At 53.3% G+C, this 24,662-nt stretch carries 24 protein-coding genes and 2 pseudogenes; 20 read left to right on the top strand and 6 right to left on the bottom strand.

What is annotated here, in order from left to right; all coding sequences use genetic code 11:
* Positions 1 to 627: 627 nt before the first annotated feature.
* On the bottom strand, positions 628 to 939 hold the full coding sequence (locus AC0IXI_RS23975) for a hypothetical protein (protein WP_471683358.1): 312 nt from the start codon (positions 937 to 939) through the stop codon (positions 628 to 630).
* Positions 940 to 1,961: 1,022 nt separating this feature from the next.
* Here AC0IXI_RS23975 and AC0IXI_RS23980 point away from each other — a divergent pair.
* From AC0IXI_RS23980 to AC0IXI_RS24005, 6 genes and pseudogenes are all read left to right on the top strand, one after another.
* Complete coding sequence (locus AC0IXI_RS23980; RefSeq protein ID WP_471683359.1) at positions 1,962 to 4,583, top strand: TrlF family AAA-like ATPase; 2,622 nt, start codon at positions 1,962 to 1,964, stop codon at positions 4,581 to 4,583.
* A 231-nt stretch (positions 4,584 to 4,814) separates the two neighbouring features.
* Positions 4,815 to 5,426, top strand: coding sequence for a DNA-binding protein (locus tag AC0IXI_RS23985; protein WP_471683360.1), 612 nt, complete (start codon positions 4,815 to 4,817; stop codon positions 5,424 to 5,426).
* Positions 5,423 to 6,043, top strand: coding sequence for a hypothetical protein (locus tag AC0IXI_RS23990; protein ID WP_471683361.1), 621 nt, complete (start codon positions 5,423 to 5,425; stop codon positions 6,041 to 6,043). Before AC0IXI_RS23985 ends, AC0IXI_RS23990 begins: the two co-directional genes overlap by 4 nt.
* Positions 6,040 to 6,231 (top strand): annotated as a pseudogene (locus AC0IXI_RS23995) (hypothetical protein); the annotation flags it as partial. The gene AC0IXI_RS23990 and the pseudogene AC0IXI_RS23995, both read left to right, overlap by 4 nt.
* Positions 6,232 to 6,246: 15 nt before the next feature.
* Positions 6,247 to 6,828, top strand: a complete 582-nt coding sequence (locus AC0IXI_RS24000; RefSeq protein ID WP_471683387.1) for a DUF2971 domain-containing protein — start codon at positions 6,247 to 6,249, stop codon at positions 6,826 to 6,828.
* Between the two features lie 35 nt (positions 6,829 to 6,863).
* On the top strand, positions 6,864 to 7,604 hold the full coding sequence (locus AC0IXI_RS24005; RefSeq protein ID WP_471683362.1) for an abortive infection family protein: 741 nt from the start codon (positions 6,864 to 6,866) through the stop codon (positions 7,602 to 7,604).
* Positions 7,605 to 7,744: 140 nt separating this feature from the next.
* On the opposite strand, the gene AC0IXI_RS24010 is transcribed toward AC0IXI_RS24005, so the two are convergent.
* Positions 7,745 to 8,329 (bottom strand): hypothetical protein, encoded by a 585-nt coding sequence (locus AC0IXI_RS24010; protein WP_471683363.1) that lies wholly within the window; start codon positions 8,327 to 8,329, stop codon positions 7,745 to 7,747.
* Between the two features lie 348 nt (positions 8,330 to 8,677).
* Here AC0IXI_RS24010 and AC0IXI_RS24015 point away from each other — a divergent pair, with 348 nt between their 5' ends.
* Positions 8,678 to 10,015, top strand: a complete 1,338-nt coding sequence (locus AC0IXI_RS24015; protein ID WP_471683364.1) for a HEPN/Toprim-associated domain-containing protein — start codon at positions 8,678 to 8,680, stop codon at positions 10,013 to 10,015.
* 251 nt (positions 10,016 to 10,266) lie between these two features.
* The gene (locus AC0IXI_RS24020) at positions 10,267 to 10,956 is read left to right on the top strand and encodes a DUF4145 domain-containing protein (protein WP_471683365.1); all 690 of its coding nucleotides are present in this window, start codon (positions 10,267 to 10,269) and stop codon (positions 10,954 to 10,956) included.
* A 153-nt stretch (positions 10,957 to 11,109) separates the two neighbouring features.
* On the opposite strand, the gene AC0IXI_RS24025 is transcribed toward AC0IXI_RS24020, so the two are convergent.
* The 4 genes and pseudogenes from AC0IXI_RS24025 to tap all read right to left on the bottom strand — a co-directional run bounded on the left by AC0IXI_RS24025 (position 11,110) and on the right by tap (position 14,189).
* Complete coding sequence (locus tag AC0IXI_RS24025; RefSeq protein WP_471683366.1) at positions 11,110 to 11,682, bottom strand: hypothetical protein; 573 nt, start codon at positions 11,680 to 11,682, stop codon at positions 11,110 to 11,112.
* Between the two features lie 155 nt (positions 11,683 to 11,837).
* Positions 11,838 to 12,233, bottom strand: a complete 396-nt coding sequence (locus AC0IXI_RS24030) for a ProQ/FINO family protein (protein ID WP_471683367.1) — start codon at positions 12,231 to 12,233, stop codon at positions 11,838 to 11,840.
* Between the two features lie 873 nt (positions 12,234 to 13,106).
* A pseudogene (gene repA, locus AC0IXI_RS24035) lies at positions 13,107 to 14,125 on the bottom strand (plasmid replication initiator RepA).
* Complete coding sequence (gene tap, locus AC0IXI_RS24040) at positions 14,118 to 14,189, bottom strand: RepA leader peptide Tap (RefSeq protein WP_471683388.1); 72 nt, start codon at positions 14,187 to 14,189, stop codon at positions 14,118 to 14,120. Before tap ends, repA begins: the two are co-directional and overlap by 8 nt.
* 1,081 nt (positions 14,190 to 15,270) lie before the next feature.
* On the opposite strand from tap, the gene AC0IXI_RS24045 reads away from it, so the two are divergent.
* From AC0IXI_RS24045 to AC0IXI_RS24100, 12 genes are all read left to right on the top strand, one after another.
* Complete coding sequence (locus AC0IXI_RS24045; protein WP_471683368.1) at positions 15,271 to 15,834, top strand: transcription termination/antitermination NusG family protein; 564 nt, start codon at positions 15,271 to 15,273, stop codon at positions 15,832 to 15,834.
* Positions 15,818 to 16,042 carry a TraR/DksA C4-type zinc finger protein gene (locus AC0IXI_RS24050; RefSeq protein ID WP_471683369.1) on the top strand — a complete coding sequence of 75 codons (225 nt, stop codon included), beginning with the start codon at positions 15,818 to 15,820 and terminating at the stop codon, positions 16,040 to 16,042. The genes AC0IXI_RS24045 and AC0IXI_RS24050 overlap by 17 nt, the downstream gene beginning before the upstream one ends.
* A 53-nt stretch (positions 16,043 to 16,095) precedes the next feature.
* A complete protein-coding gene (locus AC0IXI_RS24055) occupies positions 16,096 to 16,320 on the top strand; it encodes a hypothetical protein (protein ID WP_471683370.1) in 225 nt (74 codons plus the stop codon).
* Positions 16,317 to 16,595 carry a hypothetical protein gene (locus AC0IXI_RS24060; protein WP_471683371.1) on the top strand — a complete coding sequence of 93 codons (279 nt, stop codon included), beginning with the start codon at positions 16,317 to 16,319 and terminating at the stop codon, positions 16,593 to 16,595. The genes AC0IXI_RS24055 and AC0IXI_RS24060 overlap by 4 nt, the downstream gene beginning before the upstream one ends.
* On the top strand, positions 16,595 to 17,359 hold the full coding sequence (locus tag AC0IXI_RS24065; protein ID WP_471683372.1) for a TcpQ domain-containing protein: 765 nt from the start codon (positions 16,595 to 16,597) through the stop codon (positions 17,357 to 17,359). Before AC0IXI_RS24060 ends, AC0IXI_RS24065 begins: the two co-directional genes overlap by 1 nt.
* 8 nt (positions 17,360 to 17,367) lie before the next feature.
* Positions 17,368 to 17,799 carry a type IV pilus biogenesis protein PilM gene (pilM, locus tag AC0IXI_RS24070; protein WP_471683373.1) on the top strand — a complete coding sequence of 144 codons (432 nt, stop codon included), beginning with the start codon at positions 17,368 to 17,370 and terminating at the stop codon, positions 17,797 to 17,799.
* 29 nt (positions 17,800 to 17,828) lie between these two features.
* Positions 17,829 to 19,478 (top strand): PilN family type IVB pilus formation outer membrane protein, encoded by a 1,650-nt coding sequence (gene pilN / locus AC0IXI_RS24075; RefSeq protein ID WP_471683374.1) that lies wholly within the window; start codon positions 17,829 to 17,831, stop codon positions 19,476 to 19,478.
* Positions 19,447 to 20,724, top strand: a complete 1,278-nt coding sequence (gene pilO2 / locus AC0IXI_RS24080) for a type 4b pilus protein PilO2 (protein ID WP_471683375.1) — start codon at positions 19,447 to 19,449, stop codon at positions 20,722 to 20,724. The genes pilN and pilO2 overlap by 32 nt, the downstream gene beginning before the upstream one ends.
* Entirely contained in the window at positions 20,711 to 21,220 is a 510-nt protein-coding gene (pilP, locus tag AC0IXI_RS24085; protein WP_471683376.1) for a type IV pilus biogenesis protein PilP, read from the top strand. The genes pilO2 and pilP overlap by 14 nt, the downstream gene beginning before the upstream one ends.
* A gap of 5 nt (positions 21,221 to 21,225) precedes the next feature.
* Positions 21,226 to 22,743 carry a GspE/PulE family protein gene (locus tag AC0IXI_RS24090; RefSeq protein ID WP_471683377.1) on the top strand — a complete coding sequence of 506 codons (1,518 nt, stop codon included), beginning with the start codon at positions 21,226 to 21,228 and terminating at the stop codon, positions 22,741 to 22,743.
* Positions 22,733 to 23,848: a type II secretion system F family protein gene (locus tag AC0IXI_RS24095; RefSeq protein WP_471683378.1), complete on the top strand. Its 1,116-nt coding sequence runs from the start codon at positions 22,733 to 22,735 to the stop codon at positions 23,846 to 23,848. The genes AC0IXI_RS24090 and AC0IXI_RS24095 overlap by 11 nt, the downstream gene beginning before the upstream one ends.
* 93 nt (positions 23,849 to 23,941) lie before the next feature.
* Positions 23,942 to 24,523, top strand: a complete 582-nt coding sequence (locus tag AC0IXI_RS24100; protein ID WP_471683379.1) for a type 4 pilus major pilin — start codon at positions 23,942 to 23,944, stop codon at positions 24,521 to 24,523.
* Positions 24,524 to 24,662 lie beyond the last annotated feature (139 nt).

A 24,662-nucleotide genomic window follows, 5' to 3' on the forward strand; every position in this document is an offset into this window, starting at 1 on the left:
ATAACTTGACGGGAAATTACTGATATCCTGGTGACTAAAAAATCGGGACACTTTTGTACATGTCCTTGTTCATCTGAATATTTATTATTGGGTCAGTTTAGATATCGAAAATTATTGTACGGCAAGCCTGTTTTTTGAGCAGGCTGACTTATAGCAATAGGGTGTACTCCAATGCTATACGGTGTTTCCGGGGATTTTTGCCTTAATCGGATAACCTAAATGCGATACCGCAAAGGCGAGCACTTAAATGCGAACATTCGTAACAGTGACGGAATTTATTCGGCAGCAGGTAATTTTCCATGAGCTATAAGCCACTCGCGGCGTTATGCTAGCCACTGTTGAAACCATGGGTTCTCAACCCGCCGCACTTCCTTCTGCGTCCACGCCATTATAGGGCAAGCTTTTTGAGGCTTTCCAAGGAACTGAGATATTGCTTTTTCAGTGCAAGACCGAGCTTTCAGTCCACTTCTGCTGATCCAGTTATCGTGCCATTCAGTGCTGGCTCGGGAATCGGCAGCATTGTAATAAAGCCTTACCGCCATTACTCACTCCTTACACGATAGATTTTTATTGTTTGTCAACTCATTCGCATTTTAAATCGTCGCGTTTGATTGGTCAAATTATAAGCTAAACGTACAATAATTCGCTATATCTAAACTCACCCCGAGTATAACCCTGAGCATCAGTATGCCCTACGTCAGTAGCCACCCGGGCACAACCTTCTACAGACTGCTCCAGCAAAAAAACCAGTTCTGTGGCTACGTACAATCGTTCTTCTTCACGTTTAGCAGCCTTTGCATTTTCTTCCCTACGTGATATCAGCCACTGTCCGAACCAGACACCACCGAATTCAGCGCCAGCAGTAAGAATCTGCGGCCACAGGCTGGCGCTGTCCTTCACCACCTTCACGCCTTCAGCGGCAATAAACCAGTCAGCCATGTTTGTTCCTTATCGAGAAATCCCGTTAGCACTACGTCTTTAGTCTGTTTGCGTTCAGTAACCTATTAAAGAGAAACTAAATGCCTCTTCATTGCTCAGATGAATACCATCAGGCATCGCTGCCCTTGTTCTATCGCAGGGTAAACAGCGGGGATTGCTGCCTGAACACACCCAGCTTTGTTTGTGCACATCAAACGTGGCCAGAATACGGCCTGACTCGCTGTAAATGGCTAACTGATATTTATAAGCTGTACCGCTGTATCCTTTCGGCAATGAGTTCTCTTTTACCCACAAAAATGTGTGGCCGCACTGGTGCGTCAAATAATCCCTTGTCTGGATAATGGTTTTATGCAATTTAACACCCTTTAAAATAGTTCTATTACGTAATTATCCACCACTGAATTACCTATCCGTAACTTCAAGTGATTTTACCCGCCGCAATCATCACTCATGTGATAATAACCTCAGATATAACCACTCCGTTAAATTACCGGTCGGCACTCTTCAGCCGATCCGACTTCCTGGCTTATTCAGACTTTCCGGAAGTATCTCCCGGCGTTGAAACAGGCAAAACGGCTATATTCCGGCGATTAGCTGAACCAGCACGGTCAGGACGACTGCGGTTAACAGCCTGTCACAACTGAATTATATGGCGTAAAGAAAAATTGTTTCAGGCAAGTTTCCAGCGACAGAAGAGAAGATCCGCAACTTGGAGTTTTCGGATCTCTGCGAGAAGAGAAAGAAACTAATACTACTGGAGCAATAATTATCAGTTATTGTTGCTTTGATTACATTATTGTCTAAAAGACAACAATCATCACACTCTGTTGCAGTTATCAGCACGCCGGAAAAGAAAGCCGCCCCTCTCATGCGTAACCCGTTACATGCGCTTCGGGTTCAGATCAAATATTGATTGACCCTTGACGCAAATAAAATGAAGCCGGTACGGGAACGCCGTAATATGAATAAAATTATTTAAAGCCTTCGGGCATTCATCAGCAACTGAATAAAGGTATCAAGGAATGTATCCCGTATTTGAGAATGGCTCCTGCTGGATCAAGGTGGATTTTCATCTTCATACCCGTGCAGATAAAGAATTTCGTTATGCCGGGGAACCCGACGAATATATTCGCGACTACGTCAGTGCCCTGAAAGCGGCTGATGTGGGAGTGGGCGTGATCACCAATCACAATAAATTCGATCCCGGCGAGTTTAAGGCATTGCGCAGAGCCGCGCGCCGTGAAGGCATAGGGCTGCTTCCCGGCGTTGAGTTGTCCGTTAATGATGGTCAGGCTGGCGTGCACACGCTCGTGGTGTTTGCCGATGACTGGTTTATCAATCCGCAGCAGACGAACCATATTGAAAGTTTCCTGACGGCCACGTTTGCGGGCGTTGATAATTTTGAGAACGAAAATGCCCGTTCAACAGAAAATATCACACAGACCATCCAGCGCCTTGACCGGTACGAACGGGATTACTTTATCGTGTTTGCCCACGTTGAGGCGGATAACGGGTTATGGGGAGGGCTGAGCCCTGGCCGGATCGGGGAGCTTTTTGATAATGACCTTGTCCGCCGGCGCGTGACGGGATTTCAGAAAGTAATGACCCATGATCTGCGGGTCAAAATTCAGGGCGTGCTCGGTGCGCGCTATCCTGCCGAAGTCCAGGGATGCGATGCCAAAACGCTGGATCACATCGGTGCCAGAAAAGTCGCAAGTTACCTGAAACTGGGTGATTACAGTTTTGACGCTGTCCGCTTTGCGCTGCAGGATTTCCCGCATCGCGTCGGCCCGGAGAAACCGGCCCTGATCCACAGCCACATCCGCCAGATAGCCTTCGAGGGAGCCGGTTCGCTCGGTGGAACCGTGGTCAAATTATCTCCGGAGCTGAACACCCTGATTGGGATCCGCGGCAGCGGCAAATCCTCCATTCTTGAAGGGATCCGGTATGCCCTGGACATTCCGTTTGGCGAGAAGGCCTCTGACCGCGACTACAAAGAAAATCTGGTCAGTAATCTGCTCAAAAGCGGGGGGAAGATTACCGTTGACGCCGTGTGCCGTCACGGACGGGCCTATCAGATAACCCGCATCTTCGGTCAGGAGCCGCAGGTTATTTTTGACGGTCAGGCCCGGCACGGGGTGGCGCTTCGGGAAACGGTTCTGCACAAGCCGGTGTATTTTGGCCAGAAAGATCTGTCCAATACCGGCGCGGGATTTGAACACGACCTGATTGAAAAACTGGTCGGGGAGCGCCTGACCGCCGTGCGGAACAAAATCCGGCAGCAGAATGAAGTCGTCCTCGACAGGTTACGCGAGTATCGTCGTCTGAAAACAACAGGAGAAACACTTTCCGAATGGCAGGCGAAAGAAAGGGATGCGCAGTTCCGCCTGCGCTTTTATGCCCAGCACGGTATGGAAGAAAAACTGGCGCATCAGACCACCTTCGGACGGGATGAGCGCTACCTCAGCAGTACCACTGCACGGGCAACCCTGGCGCTGGACAGTCTGCAGGACGGGATCAGAGAAACACTCGATGAGCTGAAGCAGGAGCAGAAACATGAGTCAGCGCATAACCAGGCAGACATTGATGATTACAGTGCGGGATATGAACGCTTCACGGCCCATCTCGACTCCCTGAACACCATCGTGGACGGCGCCCGCCGGCTCCTCACAGAACTCGATACGAAGCAGCAGGCCTTCCTGGAGAAAAAGCTGGCGCTGACGGAGGAATTTGCCGAAATAGAGCGTGGACTGGCTGAAGAACTGCGGCTGGCAGGCGTGGAAAACGCCAATCCGGCTGACTTTCTGAAGCTGAAGGCCGGGCTGGAACTTGCGGAACAGAAAATTGCAGAACTGACCCGGGCTGAAAGCAGTCAGGCGTTACTTGAGAAAAGTCTGACAGAGGCGCTGAGCCAATTGTATGAACTGTGGGTGGAAGAATATCAGGAAATTGAAGCCGTGCTGGCCGGCATCAGCCAGGCCGGCTCGCCCCTGAAGATCGTGCCGTCCTTTGCAAACGACAAAAAAGCCATGCAGACCATTCTGAAAGAGGCCTTTACCGGCAGCCGGCTGCGGGAAAGTACCTACCAGACCGTGGCTGACGCCTTCAGCGACTTTGGTGAACTCTGGCTGAACAGGGACAAAATCCCGGGGATTATCAGCGGTTCTGCGGAGACGTTCAGCGAGTATCTGGAACAGCAGATTGAATCGCTGATTTCCTGGCAAATACCCAATACCTACTCCATTGAATTCCGTGGCAAACCCCTGGAACAGCATTCGCTGGGTCAGCGCGCCTCCGCTTTAATGCTGTTTGTTCTGAATCAGCAGGATAATGATGTGGTGATCATCGATCAGCCCGAAGACGACCTGGACAATCAGACGATTTATGACGACGTGATTAAAATCATCCGGGCAATGAAACCCCGCACGCAATTTATCTTTGCCACTCACAATGCCAACATTCCGGTGCTGGGAGATGCAGAAAATGTCTGTGCCTGTGAATATTCAGACGGGAAGATCCAGGCGGCCGGTGGGGGCGTGGATGCCTCCTCTGTACAACAGCATATCATTTCTGTGATGGAGGGAGGGCGTGAGGCCTTCGAGCGACGCAGGGAAGTTTATGGCTCGTGGCTCAGCAAAACCTGATTCCATCATGCTTAAGGGCATGCAGAAAAAGCCGCAATTGCGGCTTTTTCAATTTTCCGATTATGGGAGTTTTCGGATCTGACCGGGGAAACAGAAGAAGTGTATGTAGTTTCTGTATTGTATGTACGATATGTATTAATTGTATTGTATGTATTATCTGTATTTTGTGTATTGTGTATTTTTTACACCGGCGTACGATGACGCCATTCCCTGAGAAACCGGAGCCAGACCATGACCACCCTCTCCCCGGACACCGTCCGCCGCATTGAAGACGCCGCCGCCGCCCTGATCGCCGCCGGCACCCCGAACCCGACCAACGAGCAGGTCCGTCAGCACCTCGGCGGCGGCTCCCTGTCCCACATTTCCCCGGTGATGCGCGCGTACCGCGCCCGCCAGCGCGAGCAGGCCGCTGAACAGACCACGCCCCTGCCGGCAGAGCTGGCGCAGCTGCTGACCGGCCAGCTGGGGCTGCTGTGGCTGGCGGCGGTGAAACAGGCTGAAGCTGGGGCCCTGGCGGCGCGCGAGCAGGCCGACGACGACATTGCCCGTGCTGACCAGGAGCGGGATGAGGCGCTGACGAAGGTGGCCGCCCTGGAAAGCGAGCTGGCGGTGCTGCGGGAAGTGGTGGCTGAACGTGACCGCCTGCTGCAGGAGGTGCGCGAGCTGCGCGCGGAGGCGCTGCCGCTACGCGAGCAGGTGGCCCGCCTGACCGCCACCGGCGAACACCTGGCGACGCAGCTGCAGGACACGAAAGCGGAGCTGAAGGAATCCCGGGAGGACGACCGTAAACTTCAGGCCGAACTGCTGGCCCTGGCCCGCCATGACGGGAAGGTGAAAAAATGAGACAGGAAAGAACATTACGTATAAAGGCATTTCGACGGGTGCTGGAGCTTGGCGCCGGTGAGCGGGCTGACGAGTGCCGTCATTTTCCTCGATGGAAAACGGAACTGAGGAATTTCCCGCACGGCAGCTGCGATTTAGCCAGCAACACACTGGCGAAGTACCTGACAGATACTGAGGGATGCCACCCCTGCATCATTTTTATGGAAGGTAACGCTGGCTTTCATGAAGCGGAAAACTCAACGGTTCACGGGCATGTCATCGTATTGCTGGACGGGGAATATATAGATCTGACGCTGGATCAGTTTCCAGAATATCCGGAGTATATCCCGGCTGAAGCTGTCGAGTCAGGTGGCTCACTGGGAAAACTTCTGCGCAATATCATGAAGCATGAAGACCCGGTAAAAACCCGCCGGGTTGATCTCAATGGTGGCGAAGAGCTGTATGCCTGGTTACGCGATACCGCCGACGAAGTGCTGGCTGCGGACCCGGAATGGCAGGCCCGGGAACAGTCTATAGCGGAACAAAGGGAAGCGGCCCTTAAGCTGTTCCCATTTCTGTCTAACATGCAGAAAATTGAGTGCGAACAGGGCCAGGACAGTCAGGAGGCTGCCAGATGAAGATTTATCATTACACTGACCTGAACGGCCTGAAGGGCATCATCGAATCAGGCTCACTGTGGGCGACGCACTTTTCCTTCCTCAATGACAGCAATGAACTGATTCACGGCATGAACTGTCTTGAGAATGCCCTGCAGTACCTGAGGGACGACTTTAACCCGAAAACCCTCAAGTTCATCGAACAGGCACTGACGCACTTCAGAATGCATCGGGCTGCTCATGTCTATAACCTTTCTTTCTGTCTCGAACCCGACCTGTTAAGTCAGTGGCGGGGCTATGGCAGCTCTCAGGGCGTGTGTCTGGAATTTGATGATGAAGAACTGATTGCCTCCCTGGAACTCACGCACTACCAGGTGTTTAAAAACCGGGTGATCTATACCAAAGAGGATTCCACGGTTGAAGCCCGGAACGAAATCCTCGCCTTTTTTCGTCAGCCAGAGGTTCAGGCGGCAATCAATGCAGATGTAATGCATGAGATGATTCAGGCAACCAAACTGGCACACAGCCTGCCGCCTTTTTTCAAGAATGACGGTTTCAAAGAGGAGCAGGAGTTCCGGATGGTCATTCTCCCGGACAGACCTTTTAAGGGTGTCAATTTTCGTGTCAATGACAGCGGTCTGGTGCCATATCTGATCATTAAAGCAAAAGATAAGCTGCCACTAAAAAACATCAGAATTGGTCCCCGCAGTAACAGAGCAATGATGATGGATGGGATTTCATTCCTGTTACAGAGCAAGGGGTACACCAGTACACGGATTTCGTTTACTGAGACGCCGTTCCGGTAAACTCAATTAAGAAGTACAAACTTCAAAGGATCAGTATGTTGAATAAAGTTTCACAAATTAATTTGGCCAAAATCCTGGCTGAAAAATTTAACGAAGGTGACTGGCAGGAGCTGTTTGCTGTTACATCTTGTGAAGATGTTCCGGAAGGGCTTTATAAATTCTACCAGCATGTTTACTGGGGCAACCCGGAGCTGAAAGGGGTGGCCATCTCTGCCATAGAAAGCACTCTGGCCAGGGACGATGATAACCTTTCTAAAATCTGGGCGTTGGATAATGTTCAACACTTTATCAACAATGCCAATACTGAGTTATTCAATGAAATAAAGGGCATTGTTAATCAGAATGGGCAAAGAAATGTTTCCGCAGCTCCAGTGAAAAATGTGAACGAAAACATTTACCAGGCTTTAGAAGATGCGGAAGTGTTGCTTCAGAAAAATGGACCACACCGGGCTTATGATCGTGTCCATACAGCTCTTCATGCTTCATTAAGACAAATGTGTGCAAACCATGGAATTGCGACCGATATTACAAATAATAATGTTCCAGGATTGCTTTCCCTGATAACTGCACATCTCAAGGCCCTGCCGGATGATGGAAGAAATGAAGATGTGTTTAAAATGTTGAAGTCTTCTGCCGCAATACTTCATGGAATCAATAACCTGCGTAACCATTACAGTATGGCTCATCCTACCGAAACTTTGCTTAATGAAGCCGATGCGCGTTTTGCCATAAATCTGGTTCGTTCCATTATGACTTATATTGATGAATTGCTTTAATTTTAATAAAAATATGAGGTTCACAGCGAACAGATAGCGCAACAACGAAGAAGTGAAATACGGCCAGAATTTTGAACTCTGGTCGTACTCTTATGGTTTAACAATTGATGATCACCTGTGTAAGCGTTTAATAAACTTCTTTACTGACTTAACGCCTGCTGAATTTCCTGGCGCAATATCGTAAACGCATAAGGATCAAAGCGGTTGGCTACCAGTCGACTGGGGTTAGTGGGAACCTCAAAGGTATCCTCGGACTTCATGTCATTGTTATAGGAAAACAGGATGCTACCCGGATTAAATACATGGAAATAGGTAACACCCAACTCAAAAACAGGTAGGGAGGAATAAAGCTCAAACTGCTGCGCTTTATTATTATAGGCAAACATATAGATATTATAATTCTCTTTCTTAAAGAATTCTGCCAGTAATTCAATTGTGTTGCGGGCATTTTGTGCTATTCCATTTGCATTGGGTCCCTGGGCGTTGTGTTCCCTTAACTCTGCCAAAGCATATTGAGCGCCGCAGAATATGCTTGCTAAAAATTTCTTACGTTCCATCATATTGCCTCTGGCTAAATCCCTTCTGGGACTGTAAAGAGTTCCGTCAACAATGATCCAGTCATCGTTAACCCATTTTGTAACTTGTTGAGGGGTAACACTCATACTTTTAGCAAAAGCAGATTTATTCCCGTCAAAGAAAAGATCGATATGTTCAGAAAGCTTCATAACTAACCTGTTTGACTGTTTCAACATCAACAGCATAATCAATATTTGATTATGTATCAACAAAAAATGATTATATCTTTCGTTCAGCACCGGAACAGGGGGTCCGCTTGGAAAAAGGAAAACAAACCACGCTAAGAGTATTTTTTAACCAGCGCGATCTTGCCTGTCCCTTGAATTGCGGCGCTACTGCGTTTTTGTGTCCGAAACCGAACGATTAGGGGGCAGTTTGGATATAGAGAATTATTGTACGTTTAGTTCGTTGTTTGACTAATTTGATAAAGAATGGATGCGCTGCCAGCGTGTTGATAGTATTTGGACACTACAAAAACACCGCAGAAAGGTTGAACAATGGGTACTGAAATTTCTCTCGACGTGTCAGGCATGACGATGTGCTGGAGTAAGAACTCGTTAGGCATAGATCATGGTGGACTGTTTCAGAGCGGCGATCATTACATCGTACCGCCCACAGCCGAAGAAGTTGCGGAAGGGGGCGATTTCAACGAACCAGATAACATTCTTTTTCGTACCATTTTGCGAAAGCCATTAGGGCAAATAGTCCATCGTCTCGATCTGCTTGGTTTCACTATTGATAATGCAGAAAAAGAATATAATCTGATGGTGAAAAAAATCATCATTGAAAATGATGAGTTTGAAAAATTCTATCCAAAGTATGCAAAAACAAAAGTCGAATTAATGAGTTTTCCAGAATTTATCAATTTCATTAAAAATGTCAACCTTAAAGACTTAGATAGCGATTTTGTAAACGAAGACGACCCAGAAAAAGAAAAACAACTGATTAGAGGCAGGTTTACTAATGAACGCCTGCTACGCAGAATCCCACAATATGAAAGCAATTTTAATGATGCATGGTCTGAAAAATCCTCCTTCGGCTCATTGGTAAATATACTTCACCCCTATTCAGTGATCAGATTATTAGCTGAAAACAAAAATAATAGCGGTGAATTTGTCACCTGGGATTATGGTGCTTTAGTTTCCAATGGTTGGGCCAACCTAAAAGATATTGAGACAAACACTCGCAGGCATGACAAGTTTCTCATAGCAACTGAAGGAAGCTCTGATTCTCATATCCTCCAAAAGGCATTACGCCTATTGCGGCATGACATTGAGGATTTTTTCCATTTCATCGATATGAAGTCAGGACACCCTTTCCCCGGCACTGGCAACTTGATAAAATTTGCGGATGGTCTTGTGAAAATTGACATTCAAAATCGGATTGTTTTTGTATTAGACAACGATTGTGAAGGTATAGAAGCGTACAATAAAATCCGAGAACTTGCCTTACCTCAAAACATAAATTGTGTCCATTTACCAGATCTGCCTGACTTCAACGAATTCCCCGCAATTGGGCCTCACGGTATAACTAAAGAAAACATTAACGGTCGCGCGGTGGCAATTGAATGCTATTTGGATTTAACCTATTCAAATTATGATGAAGCAAAGATACGCTGGTCTAACTACAAAAAAGAAAGTGACGCTTATCAGGGGGCGTTAGAAAATAAAGACTATTACACGAAAAGATTTATGAAACTAAATACGGGTAGTAAAGCATATGAGAGCTATGACTTTTCAAAAATAGCCATAGTATTAAACGAATTAATAAAAGCTTGTTCTAAAATATCATCAGATATTCGAAGTAAACAGTTAGATGACCAGTATCCAGATTAAAAATGGGTCCGCTTGGAAAACGGAAAACAAACCACGCCAGGACTACTTTTTAACTTAGTTTGGGAAATGAACAATATTGTACATTAAGACTACATCTTGAAATTGTTCAGAAGAGAGGCTGATCATACCGTAGCTAAGATTGTGTAAAATACCGATACATACTTTGCGCGGAAAAATCACCTATGCCCGGCCCCTTTCCAACCGTTACGTTTACTGAGGACAGCATTCCGGAGTGGTGCTGCCCGGCGTGCATGGCGCCGTCACTGGAGCTGCTACCCGGCAGCTTTCACTCACAGCATTCTGCGTACTCGCTGCGCTACCGGTGCGAGGACTGGTATGACTATGATCATGAGGAGTTCGTATTCACCTGCATTCTGCAGTGCCGGCGCAGCAGTTGCAGGGAGTCCGTGGCGGTATCTGGCTCTGGCCGGGGCGAACGTGAGCCGGACGCACGGCAGGAGGCCATGGTTTACTACACCCTCTACCGAGCTAAATCTTTCGACCCACCGCTGCCGGTCTTCAGCCTTCCTGAAGCCTGCCCGGACGATGTGAAATCCCAGCTGAAGATGGCGGCGTCTTTGCTGCCCATAAGCGGCAGCGCCGCGTTAAACTCCATGCGCATCGCGCTGGAAATGCTGCTGGATAATATGAAGATACCCCGGTTCAGCACGGGAAGCGGAAAACCGTGGCCGATCAAGCTGGGAAACCGGATTGAGCGATTCAAGGACACGCTGGGGCCACACTATGAAACGTTCCACGCTCTGAAAGATATAGGCAACCACGCTAGCCACTCCGACGCCACGATCAGGCAGTCGCACATCGAGGGCGCCTGCTCGCTGATGGATGATCTGATAAGGCAGCTGTTTGGTCAGATCACTGACTTTTCCAAGATTGCACGCACGCTGCAGGCCAGCTACGGCAGGAGCCGGGGCGAAGAGTAACATTATCTGCGGGCCGGCAGATACCCGGCCTAAGTGCTTCAGTACCCCAGGAACGAAACCTCCTGTAAAGCTCAAAACTCTAACGTAGGATAATTTCCGAATTCCAAGCAGATCCCTATAAGGTTCCGGCGAAAAACGTCTATATGAAATATCTTATCCCAACTCGTACCAGGTCACGTTCTGCAAGATCCCAATCTTAGAAAGAAACATCTCACCAACTAGCATCGGTTTATATGCAAAACCGGTTATCTCGTCCGCTTTCTTCGTAATAACGCCACCTTGACCTTCCTTACGGCCCTGCAGAATGCTGAAGGTTGTGCTCAACGTCAGATCGATGATTTCCATGGTGGGTAACGTTAACCATGCATGAATATTGATAGTGTCATCCTGATGAGCATTCGCCAGTTTATTCGCAATCATGGCGTCATCAAATTTGTGAATTCCCTTCGGCGTACCATCATCAATCCAGCCAAGAGTAAAATACACCGGACATCCAAGCCATTCTTCAAGAACGGGGCGAGCCTTGAGATGAAGGGGCATACACTGTCCTGCAATCTGCGCATAATTCGTCATACCTTCGAATACTGGAGCCAGCACACTGTTCAAATGACGAACCCGTTTATCATTCATCATCCGCCCGGGAACTTCATTTACGCCTTTCGGTGGTGTAAGGTCAAAGGACGCCGTACGCTCTAGTGCCTTCTGAAATTCTTCGTTGTAAGACATACTCTTTTCTCCATGGTCATAAGTTTGTGAACCGATATTATTGCGGTTTAAGTAGGATAATTTCCGAATTCCGGGCGGACGCTAGCCGGACTCAAAAAATCATCCTGATGGTAATGACGCCTGATACTGTTGCTATGGCTTTGTGTTAACACCGCTTATTTCCCCTGCGCACCCTTTTTTGCCGTCTGCATTTTCTGGCGCACTACCTCTACCTGCTCCAGCGCGTGTTCTGCTTCTCCGGCGGTGACCACTCCGTCAGGCTGGCCGTCCAGACCGTAACGAACGGCGCCGGGTTTCAGCTGATGCAGATATTCCAGACGGGTGGTGACAAACCACATCGCCTTGTCGATGACCCGGACCGTCAGTCCGGACTCCGGATGTTCTGCCGCCCATGCCTTCATCTTCTGGCCAGTGCCGATGCTCACAGGTCGGAAGCGTCGCTGTGGCCATTCCGGCCAGAGCTGTGGCCAGACCGTACACACCGGGCCAAGAATTTCCCCGGACGTCAGTTTTTGCTTTTTCTTACTGGCCGGAGCCGGCGAAGATGTCATTACAGTACCCTTAATGCCTTTCATAAGATGGTTAATTATACCGCAATAAAAAGATAACATCATGTTTATAAAGCTATTTTTTGTGTCGCCTGCGACACCCAGGCGCCCGCTGTTGTGACAGAGATATTCTTCTGTTTACTGGCGCCGGTCACGCGGCAACGCCGCCCGGCTTTGACAGGTTTTGCCTATCGTCCCTTCCGCCCTGCTAAGCCATACCCGCTGACCACAATGTTGTCGTTTTGTGCGCGGTCGGAGTGGCCATGGCAAGGCTTCAGCCGCAGACAGGGCGTATCTCCGCGTGCGATGCGAAGCGAGCTACGAGCGTGTACGGCTCACTCACAGCAATACTTCTTTAAGCGTCACTGATGCTAGTTACAACATCCATCATTTAAAGCGACTCTGTTCCGGCCTTTCAGGCCGGGCGGCGGCGCTTTTCAGTGGTGGGTCTGGTTGCGGTGAGTGAGGTTGCCCCGTTGGGGGCCCGGCGCTGTGCGACGGGAGCTATTTCTTCCCTTTTCTGAGTGACGTGGCCGTTGGCCACTGTAAGCGAAGGCATTATCCCCACTGTTCACCGATTTTTCACAGACAACAGGTTGTTTGCCTGGTGGTTCAAAGGCAAAGGAAAAAGAAGGGGGTGTAAGACTATTTTGCAGCTTTCATTTTATCTGCTTGCAGGTTTCCTCAGTTATCTATTTGCGGATTTATGTGGATAACGCAGAGAACACCGCGTCAGCATGTCCCCGGTGTGATGATTTTTATGGGGTGATGGCCATAAATGGCTCAGGCAAAGGAAAGTCCCGCGAAACGGGCAGGCAGCAGGCAGCACAAAGCGCCCCGGCGGGGCTGGCTGCATTCAGGCAGGTAACTCAGGGGTCAGTGTGGAGGCGGTGACGCCAGTGCCAGCTCGAGCTGATACAGGCGCTGCACGGCCAGCTGCTCAAGGCGTTGTGGCGTACACCAGTAGGCCTCATCCGGCGCCATCGTCTTCAGCAGGAAGCGTGACATTTCATACACCTGGCTGTCACGGGGCAGTCTGGCCAGACGGTTAGCCCGTTTACGGTCAGCCCCACGCTGGCGCCGGAACTTCAGCGCCTCGGCACGTTTCTGAGCCGCCCAGCGCAGGCGGGCAGCATGAGGGGACAGTTCGTCATGCTCGCTCATTACCCCTTCGGCAATCAGCCGGCGGCGTTCTTCACTCTCACGCAGCTTCTTTTGTTGCTGGGCTTCGAGCTTCACCAGGTCCACACCCAGCATCGAGAAACCCAGTGCGGTGATCCAGACGTATTTAGGAAACCAGGTGCGGGATTCACGGTCCCAGGTCTTTTCTTCCGAGATGGCCAGTACGCCAAATCGGATCTGCTCATCAATAAGCCGGGACAGACGCGACACCGTCACTTCCTGTCCCGCCAGCAGTTGCCCTTTTTCATCTTTCGGGCTGATTTCATACGCCAGTCGTGAGACACACATGCCGACAGAGTGTTTACCGGCGTCGCAGAAACTCACCAGTGCTGGCCAGAGTGCATCCAACAGATATTGTTTCTCAGGGCGGAAGGCATATTTACGGCCGGCGCGTTCGCGCTCGCGGACATACAAAGGATGGCGGGACATGTGCATACGCAGACGCGGCAGGCCGGTCTGCGGATCTTTCATCACCAGACGATGATAGGCATGGCCCAGCTGTCCGCCGAGCGCCTTATAACGGGCAGGACGGAACCATTCAGGTCGGGCACATTTGGCTTTTGTGGAGTGTTCCCCACGTCGGCGCAGGGATTTTTTCTGACCGGTGCGACCAGAAACGCCTCTTCGCAGCGTTCACTGATGCCCTGCCAGAACAAGTCGGACTCGTCATTATCAGGGCAAAAACCCGGACGGGATAAAGATTGTTCAGGCACACCTTCCTGCGCTTATGTTGCACGGAAGGAGTACGCGCGAGAGGTCTTGAATTTCTCTGAGCATGAATCTATACTCCCCGCATAGAGCAACAATCTCTATGCAGTATTAGTGAACCCCGTTAATCTTCTCAGCCCGCCAAAGTTGAAAGAGATTCTCGGGGTTTTCGCTTTTCTGGCTCCGGACATTTCTCAGAACCATTCCCTGCCACCTTACGGCGTGGCCCACCTGCAAATTCTGTAAAACGATCAGTAATCTAGCACTGACGCCCGGTACGGGCAAGGTTCACCGCCCCGTAACAGGATCTGACCGACAACAGTTCGCCGTTGTTGCACTGGTCAGCGTTCTCAGCATGCTGCGTATCATACCCGATTTTTTCCCTGTGTGAATATCCATTAAAAACCGCCGCTAACACCTCGAAAAAACCACCTTATTCTTTCGGTATTTACATCATTCAAAAAATAAAACCTATATAAAACAGATCAATATACGAAAATTCACGTATGTAAAATTTCTTGTCTGTTCCCGCTAAAACACAACGAAAATCATCTTTTTTCAACTTTTTTACTGCTCAAAAAACGCACAGTAAAACAGATCGATATTCTGCGCCAAATTCTGGATTTAGCATAAAAGATCGTGCGCGAATGCCGGAACGATCTTTTATGCTGGTCTGGAAGAAAGTTATCCACAAGGGTTACAACTGACAACCTGCTGTAGCCCATTTACAAACAAATACATTTCAGGATATAAAACGCCATATTAAGATTCATACCAGTTATGTGTGCTGCCATATGTGATTAACCCGGTCTATTCAACTGGCCAGGATTCGCCAGTCTGGACGGCACGAATAGTTATCGGTTACTTAGCAATCAACAGTAGCATGGCAAAACAGGTATAAATAAAGCGGAGAAAAGCATTTTCTCCGTCGCCAGAAAAGGAATGGCTCGCCGGCCGTTCTGGCTTCACTGAGTTTTGTGTCCGGAGGGATAGAGTGAGTGCGCCTCGTCCACACCAAACGCCGGGCACAAACTTCAGTGAGGCGGGTTCAGGATTGAACATTTAATTTTTGACCAGTCACTCCACGGTCAAAAAATTCCGGGGCTCGCCCAAAATTTACCTCCCACCCAACTTTGCACAGGATTTCACCATGGAAGCGTGGTATCTCGTTTGCTATGAACCGGGGAAAGACAAACTGTATACGGCCCAGCTCAGTCTGAGCCGGAAAAACATCACGGTTTTCTGCCCCATGCTCAGAACCTGGCGTCCCCGAAGCGACTGTAACGGTGTCAGAGCCTTTATAGAGCCGCTGTTCCGGGGTTATTTGTTCGTTTATCTCGACCCGGAAGTGATTCATCCTTCCCGTATCGAAGATGAATGCAGCGCCGTCAGTACGTTTGTCCGTTACGGCCAGGAAATTAAGCCGCTGCCCGCATCCGTGATGGAAACGCTGATGACGCTGCCGGCCTGTGCCGATGAACGTGACTTTATCCCCAAAGCGGAAAAACAGGCGAAACCGCCACAGCGACCGTATCGCCCTGCGCGTAAACGCAAGCAACGGATGGAGAACCCGTCCCCCCTGCAAAGCGTACTGTACGAAAAAATCAGTCGTATCGTCAGTACGGATAACGAAGTTCAGCGCACCGCAATGTTCCTGGCGCTGACAAAATCGTTCCATGACCACGCGGAGAATCACAATGGATGTGCTGGATAGACTCACGGAAGAGGAAGAGTTTCTGTATGCCCTGCGTCTCGAAACGCGCCGACTTCAGGCAGCAAAACCATCGGCACTTGTCTGTTCGTGCGGCGAAGAAATCCCCGCACTGCGTCGTGCGGCCATCCCCGGCGTCCGTTTCTGTATTGACTGCCAGATCCTGAACGACCACCCGGCCCGGCCCGGGCTCTCCTCCCGGCTGCGCTGACAAATCCTCATTCTGAGCTGCCCGTGGGCAGCTCTTTTTACATGTGAGTCCCCATGACAACAAAAAATGCACATCATCACACCGTGCGGTTTAACCCTGCGCGCACGGAAGGTCTGGAGAAGTTAGCGGTGGATATCGGCTACCGACAATCCCGCCCGGTCACCGTCCACGCCCTGGTCAATGCCCTTACCGACTGTCTGCTGGACCGCCAGTTCGAGGTCCGGATTCTGGAAGATCGGGTAAAAATGAATGCCACCAAAAACCGGAGAGAATCATGAAGCGCGCGGCCCTGCTTCCTTTATTGTTAACCGGTTGTCAGCAGGGACATGTCAGTACGCTGCCGGCCGCTCAGAGTTACGTGGACAGTCTGCTGAGCGCCCAACTCCTTGTCGTGAAAGTTGAGCAGGAAAGTCTGGCGCTGGCCAGCGGGCTGAACTTCGCCCCGGTGAAACGCCCAGCCGCCACCCCACCGGTCAGTCTGCTGGCCAAGGCGGCAAAAAACCGGCACCGACCACCGGCAATTCGGTCCCTTTACCGCCGGGTCCACGTCTGATGCCGGGCCTGCAGCAGGTACGCTATACCGGTACGCCGGATGCGCTGCCGGTGATTGTCACTCGCGATGGTCAGCAAATTCGTCTGGATCAGGCCCTGACGGCTATCGTGCCGGCAGGCTGGAAAACGGTGTTGTCATCCCGACTTCAGAGCAGCAGCCTGCCGCGCGTCGCCTGGCAACGCGGCGACCAGTGGCCCTATGTGCTCGATAAACTGGCCCGTGAACAACAGCTGCAGATCAACATTTACTGGGCCTCGCGCCAGGTCACCGTGGACAGGGCTGATAAGTCCGGGGCGGCTCAGGTACTGACCGGCAAGCCGGTCACGCCTCCGGTAACGCCGCGCACCACGACACCGGTCCCGACACAGACACAGAGCAAACTGCTGCCGGGCCACGTCATACCGGCCACAAGCCCTCCGTCGCCATCCGTTGCCACCGCGAAGGTCACCACGCCAGTGAAAGCCCCGGAACCGGTCAAACCAGCACCCCGCCTGTGGCGCGCCGAAACCGGTAGCACTCTCAAGGACACGTTGTTTACCTGGGCGGCCACCACCGACTGTGAGGTGCAGGCGGGCAAAAAATGGAGTGTGGCATGGGTGACCGAAACCAATTACCGCATTGATGCCCCGCTGCAGTTCAGTGGGCCATGGCGCGAAGTGCTTAATCAGGTGTTTGCGCTGTATCAGAATGCCGCCATCCCGCTGTATGCCGGCACCAACTCCGCACAGTGCGTCCTGAAAGTGGATGACAAACCCATGAACTGAGGTGGCGTATGAGTTACCTGATACTGGCCTTCTTCTCGGCGTTCCTGCTGTTTTCTGCCGGTGCCCTGCAACGCGATAATCTCACCGATGCGCAGACACAACAGGCCGGGGTGATGAAATACCAGGCCGCCAGCACCCTGCGCTATATGAATGCCCTCAACAGTTATCTTTATTATCACCCGGTAGCGGACGGCACAATCAGTGACAGTCTGCTGGAGTCCGCCCCGCCTGCCGGGGTGCGACACCTCATCCGCCAGGGCCGTGTGTTTGTTTACCAGCCCGCCCGGACCGGGCTGCTCGATGCACTGGCCACACACTCCCGACAGTCTGCCCTGCTGGGCACCGTCAAAGCCCGCCGCCTGCTCGACCTGCGCGGCACCGATATGCAGATAACCGTCCCGGAGACTATCCCGGACGGCTACCTCGTTTACCTCAACTGAGACGGGGTTCGCCCCCTCGAGACACGCCCATGACACATCACCTGAAGACCCGGGTGGCAATGCTTATTGCCGTTCTGGGGCTGGCCGGCTGCGGCACGTTTGACCGGATAAACCAGTCAGATGCCACCGCAGACGCCGACCATGCCACCGCCAGTAGCCAGCTGAAGAGCATGAGCACCGGCAAGCCGGTGCAGGAAATCACCACCCAGTGGATAAACCCTGTCCCCCTGAACGCGGCGACGAAAAAAGAGGGATTGCCGGGGTGTGCGGTCACACTGATCCGCCCGGGCGAAGTGTCGCTGGCGGACATCAGTGCCTTTATTACCCAGGAATGCCGGGTGCCGGTCATTATTACCCCGGATGCACAAAGCCCGGGCATGACCAGCGGGGCCACGGAGAAAATCAGTGGACCGCTCCCGGTGCCAGCGCCGGTTCCGGACCCGACCGGCATGGTGCCGCTCAGTCAGATGGGCGGCTCCCCCGCCCAGACCAAAGTCCTGGTCAGCGCCAATGTGCTCAAGGGCATTAACTGGCAGGGTTCCCTGTCCGGGATGCTCGACTATGTGACTACCCGTCTGGGTTTGTCCTGGCGTTATGAGCAGGGACGTGTGGTGATTTTCTATCTCGACACGCGCAGCTTCCCGGTGACCTTCCAGGACTCCAGAACCCAGTTCACTTCCCGTTCGGTGTACGGCTCCTCTTCGGGTGGTAATGGTAACGGTGCCTCAACCGACGGCAACAGCTCCCAGACCACCGTCACGGACATGAACACCAATCGCTATAAGGAGATTGAAGACACGGTCAAGTCGATGCTGACACCGGGGACCGGGCGCATGTCCATTTCCACCGGGCTGCTGACGGTGACCGACACCACCCGGGTGCTCAGTGCGGTGCAGGCCTATATAGAAGGACGCAATAAAGAGCTGACCCGACAGGTGGTGCTGAACGTCAAGGTCTACTCGGTGACCAAAAAACGTCAGGACCAGCTGGGCATCGACTGGGATGCGGTGTTCACCTCCGGCAGTGTGGGGCTGTCACTGGGCAACGCCATGACAGGGGCGGCGAGCAGTGCCATGACCGGTGGCATCAATATCATTGACGGCAAATTTGCCAACTCGAATGCCTTTATCCATGCGCTGGCCCAGCAGGCCAATGTCTCGGTGGTGACACAGAACTCCAGCACGGCCACCAACATGAGCCCGGTGCGCGTGCAGGTAGTCACTCAGCAGGACTACATCAGTCAGGTCAGCACGGAAAACACAGCCAACGTCGGCTCCAGTACCTCCGTTGAAAAAGCCACCATCTCCACCGGCTTTAACATGACGCTGCTGCCGTACATTCTGCCGTCGAGCGACCAGATGGAGCTGCAGTACTCCATTTCGATGAGTGATGATCCGGACATGCAGCCGGAAAAAGTCGGTGACGTCACGCTGAAGCTGCCGAAAACCAAAATGCATAACTTTGCCCAGAGCACCATTCTGCGCTCCGGCCAGACGCTACTGCTCAGTGGCCATAATCAGCAGAGCAACAGCGTGAACCGTCAGGGTGTCGGCTCACCGGGCTTCATTGGCCTGGGGGTGGGGTGTCAGGTGAAAACGGTGATGCCATCCTGGTTATTCTCATCACACCGGTCCTGCTGGGGTAAGCATGAAACAACACTTCATTCTCACTGTGGATAAACAGGTCTGGGTAGCCGGCCTGCACTGGCTGGCCGCCGACAGTGACCGACGCCGCGACCAGCGCCTTCAGGCCCGGTCGGTGGGCGCCGACCATTATCTGGTACAGAGCACAAAAGGCGGGACGCTGATTGGGACCGCGACCCTGAACCTCACCACGCTCAACGCCCAGGAAAAACGCCGGGCGTATGCCCTTGCCCCGCCACTCACGGCGATGCTGGGGCCAGACGGCTGGGCGGTCTTCTGTGTCGGCGCTGACCAGTTCTGGTTTGTGGCCACCGCCGGCGGTGAACTGTCCCTGCTGTCTGATATCACCGGCACCCGCGAGGACATTCTGCAGGCTGTCACCCAGTACCAGGCCTACCACGGTCATGAGACGACGCGTGCGGTGTTCTGCCCGGCCGGTTTTCTGCCGGGGACCGATGCCCCGGAAGGCATTCTGGAAGAGCTGCTGCCGTCGGGCCCGGCCCGTAAAACATCCCGACTACAGCCGCTGTCTTCCCGTCGTCCGATGGTGTTGTGGTCGGTCGTTTTGCTGACCGCGTTTGCCGGCTGGTACGGCATCAACCTGTGGCAGGAGCATCAGATGGCGCTGCAACATCAGGAACAGGCAAAGGCACTGGCCAAAGCCCGCGAACTGGTGAAAAAGGACCCGCCAACACCCTGGAAATCACAGCCCCTGCCGGATGCTTTCATCCGGGCGTGCAGCGACAAATGGGATGCGCCCATCAGTCTCGCCGGCTGGCTGTTTCAGACCGCGATGTGCAGTCAGGATGATGATGGCCTGTCTCTGCGACTGGCCTGGAAGCGTCCGGAAGGCGGCACGCTGGGCCCTTTCCGGGCGCGGCTGGATGAAACCTGGCCCGGCCTGAAGCCGTTTTTCAATATTCCAGGCGCGGCTGATTCCGGTGGCGTACGCCTTCCCCTGCAGGTGGTGAACCTTCAGGCCCCACAGGACGGACCGGCAGACGCCGATGAAATTACCCAGCGACTGACCAACTATGCCCAGCAGCTGTCCGCCGGGCTGACGTTAAAGGAAGACAACACCCGGAACGTGATGGTTGACGGCAACCTGGTGGATTTACCCTGGCGTACCTTCAGCTTTGAGCTTCAGACCGATATCCCGCCCGGCAACCTGTTTGGCCCGGATTTCAACAGCGCCGGCATTCGCCTGAGTGGGATCACAATGACGTTAATCAACGCCCGGCTGCACTACAGCCTGGAAGGAAAACTGTATGCGACACGCTAAACCCATTCTGGCTGTACTGGCCGGCCTGTGCTTACTGACCCAAAGCGCGCATGGGGATGAGAAAACCGGCACGGTGGTCGCCCCATCACCCACGGCCACCCGCACCTGGACCGTCCATGACCTGGAGCGTATTCAGACCGAAACGGTGTTGTATGAGTTCCGCGCCGCCAGGGCCAAAGCCATCATGAGCTGGCAGCAGAACGGCAACGGACTGGATGCGCCGGTGCCGGTGATCCGTGAGGGTACAGACACTAAAAAGAGCGAGCGCGAGGTGGCACAGGTAACACGACGGGATACGGTCCCGCGCATCCTGGAAATTGCCGGCAGCGGTAATCGCCTGAAAAGCCGGATGCAGATGGGCGACGGGACCGTGGTGGAAGTGGCCAGCGGACAACGCCTGCCCGGCACCGTGTTTACCGTTGAACACATCACGGCCACCGGCGTTCGCCTGAAAGCTGACGACGGCAGCGTCCATTCTCCGACCTTCAGTGAGTGACCATCATGACAACACCGCACCTTTCGCCGGATGCACTGGCGGATATCGTGATCCCGGAGGGGATCGCCACCCAGGTCCATCTGCGGCGTGATGAACCCGCCCTGTTTATTGCCGATAACTACCGCCACACCGCCCACATTCAGGCGCTGGTTCGTGACATTACCGGACGTCTGCCGGACATCCCGCTCAGAGTGGTGGGGCTGGATGAAATTCACGCCCTGAACAAGGGAATGCCCACCGACATCAGGCTGGAAATGACACCGCCGCAGTTGAGGGTGGTGGCGCTCTTCCGACAGGCGGCCGAACGTAAAGCCTCAGATATTCATCTGGCCATCGGGGAGGACGGACTGACGCTGGTGAGATTTCGTATTCACGGCGAGCTGGTCAAAGTGGACTCCATGTCCCGGGAGGAAGGCGAGCAGCTGGCCTCCACCATCATGCTGTCCATGTGTGATGTGGCCGAATCTCAGTTTAACAGCAGCCGCCCGCAGGACGGGCGTATCAAGGCGGAATGCCTGCAGGGCATGAAGCTGTTTGGTGCCCGTTACTCCCACACGCCAACGGTATACGGGATCCACGCGGTGATGCGTCTGATTAAGGATGACAGCGATAACCCCCCGAGCCTGGCTGAACTGGGCTTTCTGCCGGAGCAACGGGAAGCACTGGAGGAGATGATCACCACACCGGAAGGCGTGGTGATCATCAGCGGCCCGACCGGCTCCGGCAAGAGTGCCACTCTGCGCACACTGGCCAACATGTACCTGGCCCTGCATCACTACTGCAAAAACCTGGTGACCTATGAAGATCCCCCCGAGGGTCGGATCATAGGGGCCGTGCAGTGCCCCATCATCGCGGATAAAAACAAACCTGACGAGGTACTGCGTGTCTGGCGCCAGCTTCTGTCCAATGCCCTGCGTATTGATCCCGATGCCATCCTGGTGCAGGAAATGCGCGATGCGTTCTCGGCCAATGCCTGTGTCACCAACGCCATGACCGGTCACCTGGTGTTATCCACCACGCACGCCAATGACCCGATTAATATCCTGGAGCGTCTGGTGACGCTCGATGTGCGCCCGGAACTGCTGGCCGACCCGCAACTGTTTATTGGCCTCATCAGCCAGCGCCTGGTGCAGGTGTTATGCCCGCATTGCTGTCAGGACTGGGACGCCGTGCAGGACACCCTGCTCCCTAAAGAGCGGGCGATGATAGCCGCCCACTGTGATACCGGGCGTGTGCGCTTTCGTCATGCCAGCGGCTGTGAGCACTGTGACGCAGGCGTGGCGGGGCGCCAGGTGGTGGCGGAAATCATCCGACCCGATGCGCGGTTTATGCAGCGTTACCGCCGGGAGGGCAAACTCGCCGCCCGCACTTACTGGCTGCAGCAACCCGGCAGTATTTCCCGTAACCGCCATGTGCTGAAACTCATTAATGAGGGATGCGTTGATCCCCGGGCGGCGCAGTCCATCTGTCCGCTTGATGAGGACCAGCGCCTGAGCACGGAGGAGCCGGCGCATGAACATTAACCGCGCGCAGCTGCTTGATGAGGTGCGCCTCTCACTGCGGCAGGCCAACCGCTGGATTTACCGCAAAACCTTTTCCACCGGGGACCGGCTGAAACTGTATGAGGAGCTGGGGTTTCTGCTGGGCAATAACCTGCGTCTGAATATTGCGCTGGAAAACATGCTGACCACGGCCCGCAACGGGGGCACAACCGCTGCCCGTGCCGCTGTCTGGCTGGAAGATATTCTGGATGGCATCAACAACGGCCTGTCGCTCGACCGGGCGCTGGCCAACTGGGTGCCACGCGCGGAATGCGCCATCATCAGCGCGGGTGTGCAGGACTCAAAAATGGTGGAGGCCCTCGAGCGCGCCTCACTGGTGGTGCGCGGCATCGATGAGATGAAATCCAGCGTCTTCAGCCAGCTGGCGTACCCGGCCACGCTGCTCAGCGTAGTGGTAAGCCTGCTGTTTATGATTAATGACTATTTTCTGCCGTCGCTTGAGCGTCTGCTTCCCCGGGAGTTCTGGACCGGCGGAATATGGTGGCTGGGAGCGAGTGCCAGCCTGGTGGCGGAGCAAGGCGTGTATCTGGCGTGCCTGACGATGCTGGTACTGGGCTGGGCTATCTGGTCACTGCCCAATGTGACCGGCCGCATACGGCGCGTGCTGGACCATCTCATCCCCTGGTCGTTGTACCGCGATTTTCAGGGGGTGGTGTTCTTGCTCAATGTGGCCGCCCTGCTCGGGGCCAACGTCAGAACTCTGGAGGCCCTGAACAAGCTCGCCGCCCACGCCTCGCCCTGGTTGCTGGAGCGCCTCAACGCGATCCGCCGGCAGGTCAATGCCGGTGACCATCTGGGGCTGGCGATGTTCAACGCCGGGTATGCTTTCCCGTCACGGGAGGCCATCAACAAACTGGTGCTGCTCACGGCCAGTCAGAACAACGATAACAGCCAGCTGGTCATTGACCGCTACGCACAGTACCTGCTCAGAAACACCATCAAGAGTATGAAACGCCGCATTATGCGCCTGTCCATGGCGTGTTTTGCGCTGTGTGGGCTGTACATGATCCTGCTGCTGCTTGTGCTTCAGGACCTCAATACCCTGGCCGATCAAATCGGTCAGTAATCCCTTTTCGTTCCAACCCGCTGCAGGGAGTCTGTTTCAGGCCTCCCGGGCATCTTCGCGGCTCATCCCGCAACTTAATATAAGGAAATCACCATGCGTTACTTGTCGTTACGATCTGCTGCACGGGAGCACAGGGGTGTGCTCTCTCTGGAAATGGTGGTCGTGCTGACCGTCGTGGCCCTCGTCGGTGTCGGCGTATTTCTCAATGCCGGTAAGCTGTTCGGGAAAAATGAAGTGAATGCCGAAATGTCGAACGCCCAGGAAATCTCGGTTAACACCCGCAGGCTGCTCAAAGACAACGGGCTCTATACCTACAACAATGCCACCGATATGACCGGCACCCTGATTAAGTTTGATGGCGCCCCGGGGTCGATGACGGTGATCGGGGATAAAAACAGTGGGTCGGCCACGCTGCAGAATACCTGGGGAGGCACGGTAACCGTCGAGCCATCCACCTCGGGCGGCGGTAAAACGGGCTTCACCATCACCTACAGCCAGGTGCCAATGGCCGCCTGCACCACCATGGGCTCCAAACTGTCCCAGTCCTTCGGGCAGACGTCCATCAACGGCAGTGCAACCGTCGGTATTGTTAATTCTGCCACGGCCGCGACCCGTTGCACGGCAGACAGCGGCTCCACCGGCACCAATACCCTGCGCTTTACCAGCCTGACCTGATCACTCACCACGCGGACAGACCTCGCGCTGTCCGCCGGAGGCACTGCCATGAACATCTTTTTCGGGGCACTGACACTGCTCCTGACCGCTGTCATGTCGTTACCCGTCCAGGCCTTCTGTTTTAACGAGGCCGGGGCCC

It is taken from the genome of Buttiauxella sp. AC038 (genome assembly GCF_979253565.1).

Coding starts and splice junctions, on each gene's coding strand:
- AC0IXI_RS24065 (WP_471683372.1), top strand. CDS start 16,595: ATGCCGGGCCTGCAGCAGGTACGCTATACCGGTACGCCGGATGCGCTG.
- AC0IXI_RS24050 (WP_471683369.1), top strand. CDS start 15,818: ATGGATGTGCTGGATAGACTCACGGAAGAGGAAGAGTTTCTGTATGCC.
- pilO2 (WP_471683375.1), top strand. CDS start 19,447: ATGAAACAACACTTCATTCTCACTGTGGATAAACAGGTCTGGGTAGCC.
- AC0IXI_RS24020 (WP_471683365.1), top strand. CDS start 10,267: ATGGCGCCGTCACTGGAGCTGCTACCCGGCAGCTTTCACTCACAGCAT.
- AC0IXI_RS23980 (WP_471683359.1), top strand. CDS start 1,962: ATGTATCCCGTATTTGAGAATGGCTCCTGCTGGATCAAGGTGGATTTT.
- AC0IXI_RS23990 (WP_471683361.1), top strand. CDS start 5,423: ATGAGACAGGAAAGAACATTACGTATAAAGGCATTTCGACGGGTGCTG.
- AC0IXI_RS24090 (WP_471683377.1), top strand. CDS start 21,226: ATGACAACACCGCACCTTTCGCCGGATGCACTGGCGGATATCGTGATC.
- AC0IXI_RS23975 (WP_471683358.1), bottom strand. CDS start 939: ATGGCTGACTGGTTTATTGCCGCTGAAGGCGTGAAGGTGGTGAAGGAC.
- AC0IXI_RS24010 (WP_471683363.1), bottom strand. CDS start 8,329: ATGAAGCTTTCTGAACATATCGATCTTTTCTTTGACGGGAATAAATCT.
- AC0IXI_RS24060 (WP_471683371.1), top strand. CDS start 16,317: ATGAAGCGCGCGGCCCTGCTTCCTTTATTGTTAACCGGTTGTCAGCAG.
- AC0IXI_RS24095 (WP_471683378.1), top strand. CDS start 22,733: ATGAACATTAACCGCGCGCAGCTGCTTGATGAGGTGCGCCTCTCACTG.
- AC0IXI_RS24045 (WP_471683368.1), top strand. CDS start 15,271: ATGGAAGCGTGGTATCTCGTTTGCTATGAACCGGGGAAAGACAAACTG.
- AC0IXI_RS24015 (WP_471683364.1), top strand. CDS start 8,678: ATGGGTACTGAAATTTCTCTCGACGTGTCAGGCATGACGATGTGCTGG.
- AC0IXI_RS24030 (WP_471683367.1), bottom strand. CDS start 12,233: ATGACATCTTCGCCGGCTCCGGCCAGTAAGAAAAAGCAAAAACTGACG.
- AC0IXI_RS24000 (WP_471683387.1), top strand. CDS start 6,247: ATGCATCGGGCTGCTCATGTCTATAACCTTTCTTTCTGTCTCGAACCC.
- AC0IXI_RS23985 (WP_471683360.1), top strand. CDS start 4,815: ATGACCACCCTCTCCCCGGACACCGTCCGCCGCATTGAAGACGCCGCC.
- AC0IXI_RS24025 (WP_471683366.1), bottom strand. CDS start 11,682: ATGTCTTACAACGAAGAATTTCAGAAGGCACTAGAGCGTACGGCGTCC.
- pilP (WP_471683376.1), top strand. CDS start 20,711: ATGCGACACGCTAAACCCATTCTGGCTGTACTGGCCGGCCTGTGCTTA.
- pilM (WP_471683373.1), top strand. CDS start 17,368: ATGAGTTACCTGATACTGGCCTTCTTCTCGGCGTTCCTGCTGTTTTCT.
- AC0IXI_RS24005 (WP_471683362.1), top strand. CDS start 6,864: ATGTTGAATAAAGTTTCACAAATTAATTTGGCCAAAATCCTGGCTGAA.
- AC0IXI_RS24055 (WP_471683370.1), top strand. CDS start 16,096: ATGACAACAAAAAATGCACATCATCACACCGTGCGGTTTAACCCTGCG.
- pilN (WP_471683374.1), top strand. CDS start 17,829: ATGACACATCACCTGAAGACCCGGGTGGCAATGCTTATTGCCGTTCTG.
- AC0IXI_RS24100 (WP_471683379.1), top strand. CDS start 23,942: ATGCGTTACTTGTCGTTACGATCTGCTGCACGGGAGCACAGGGGTGTG.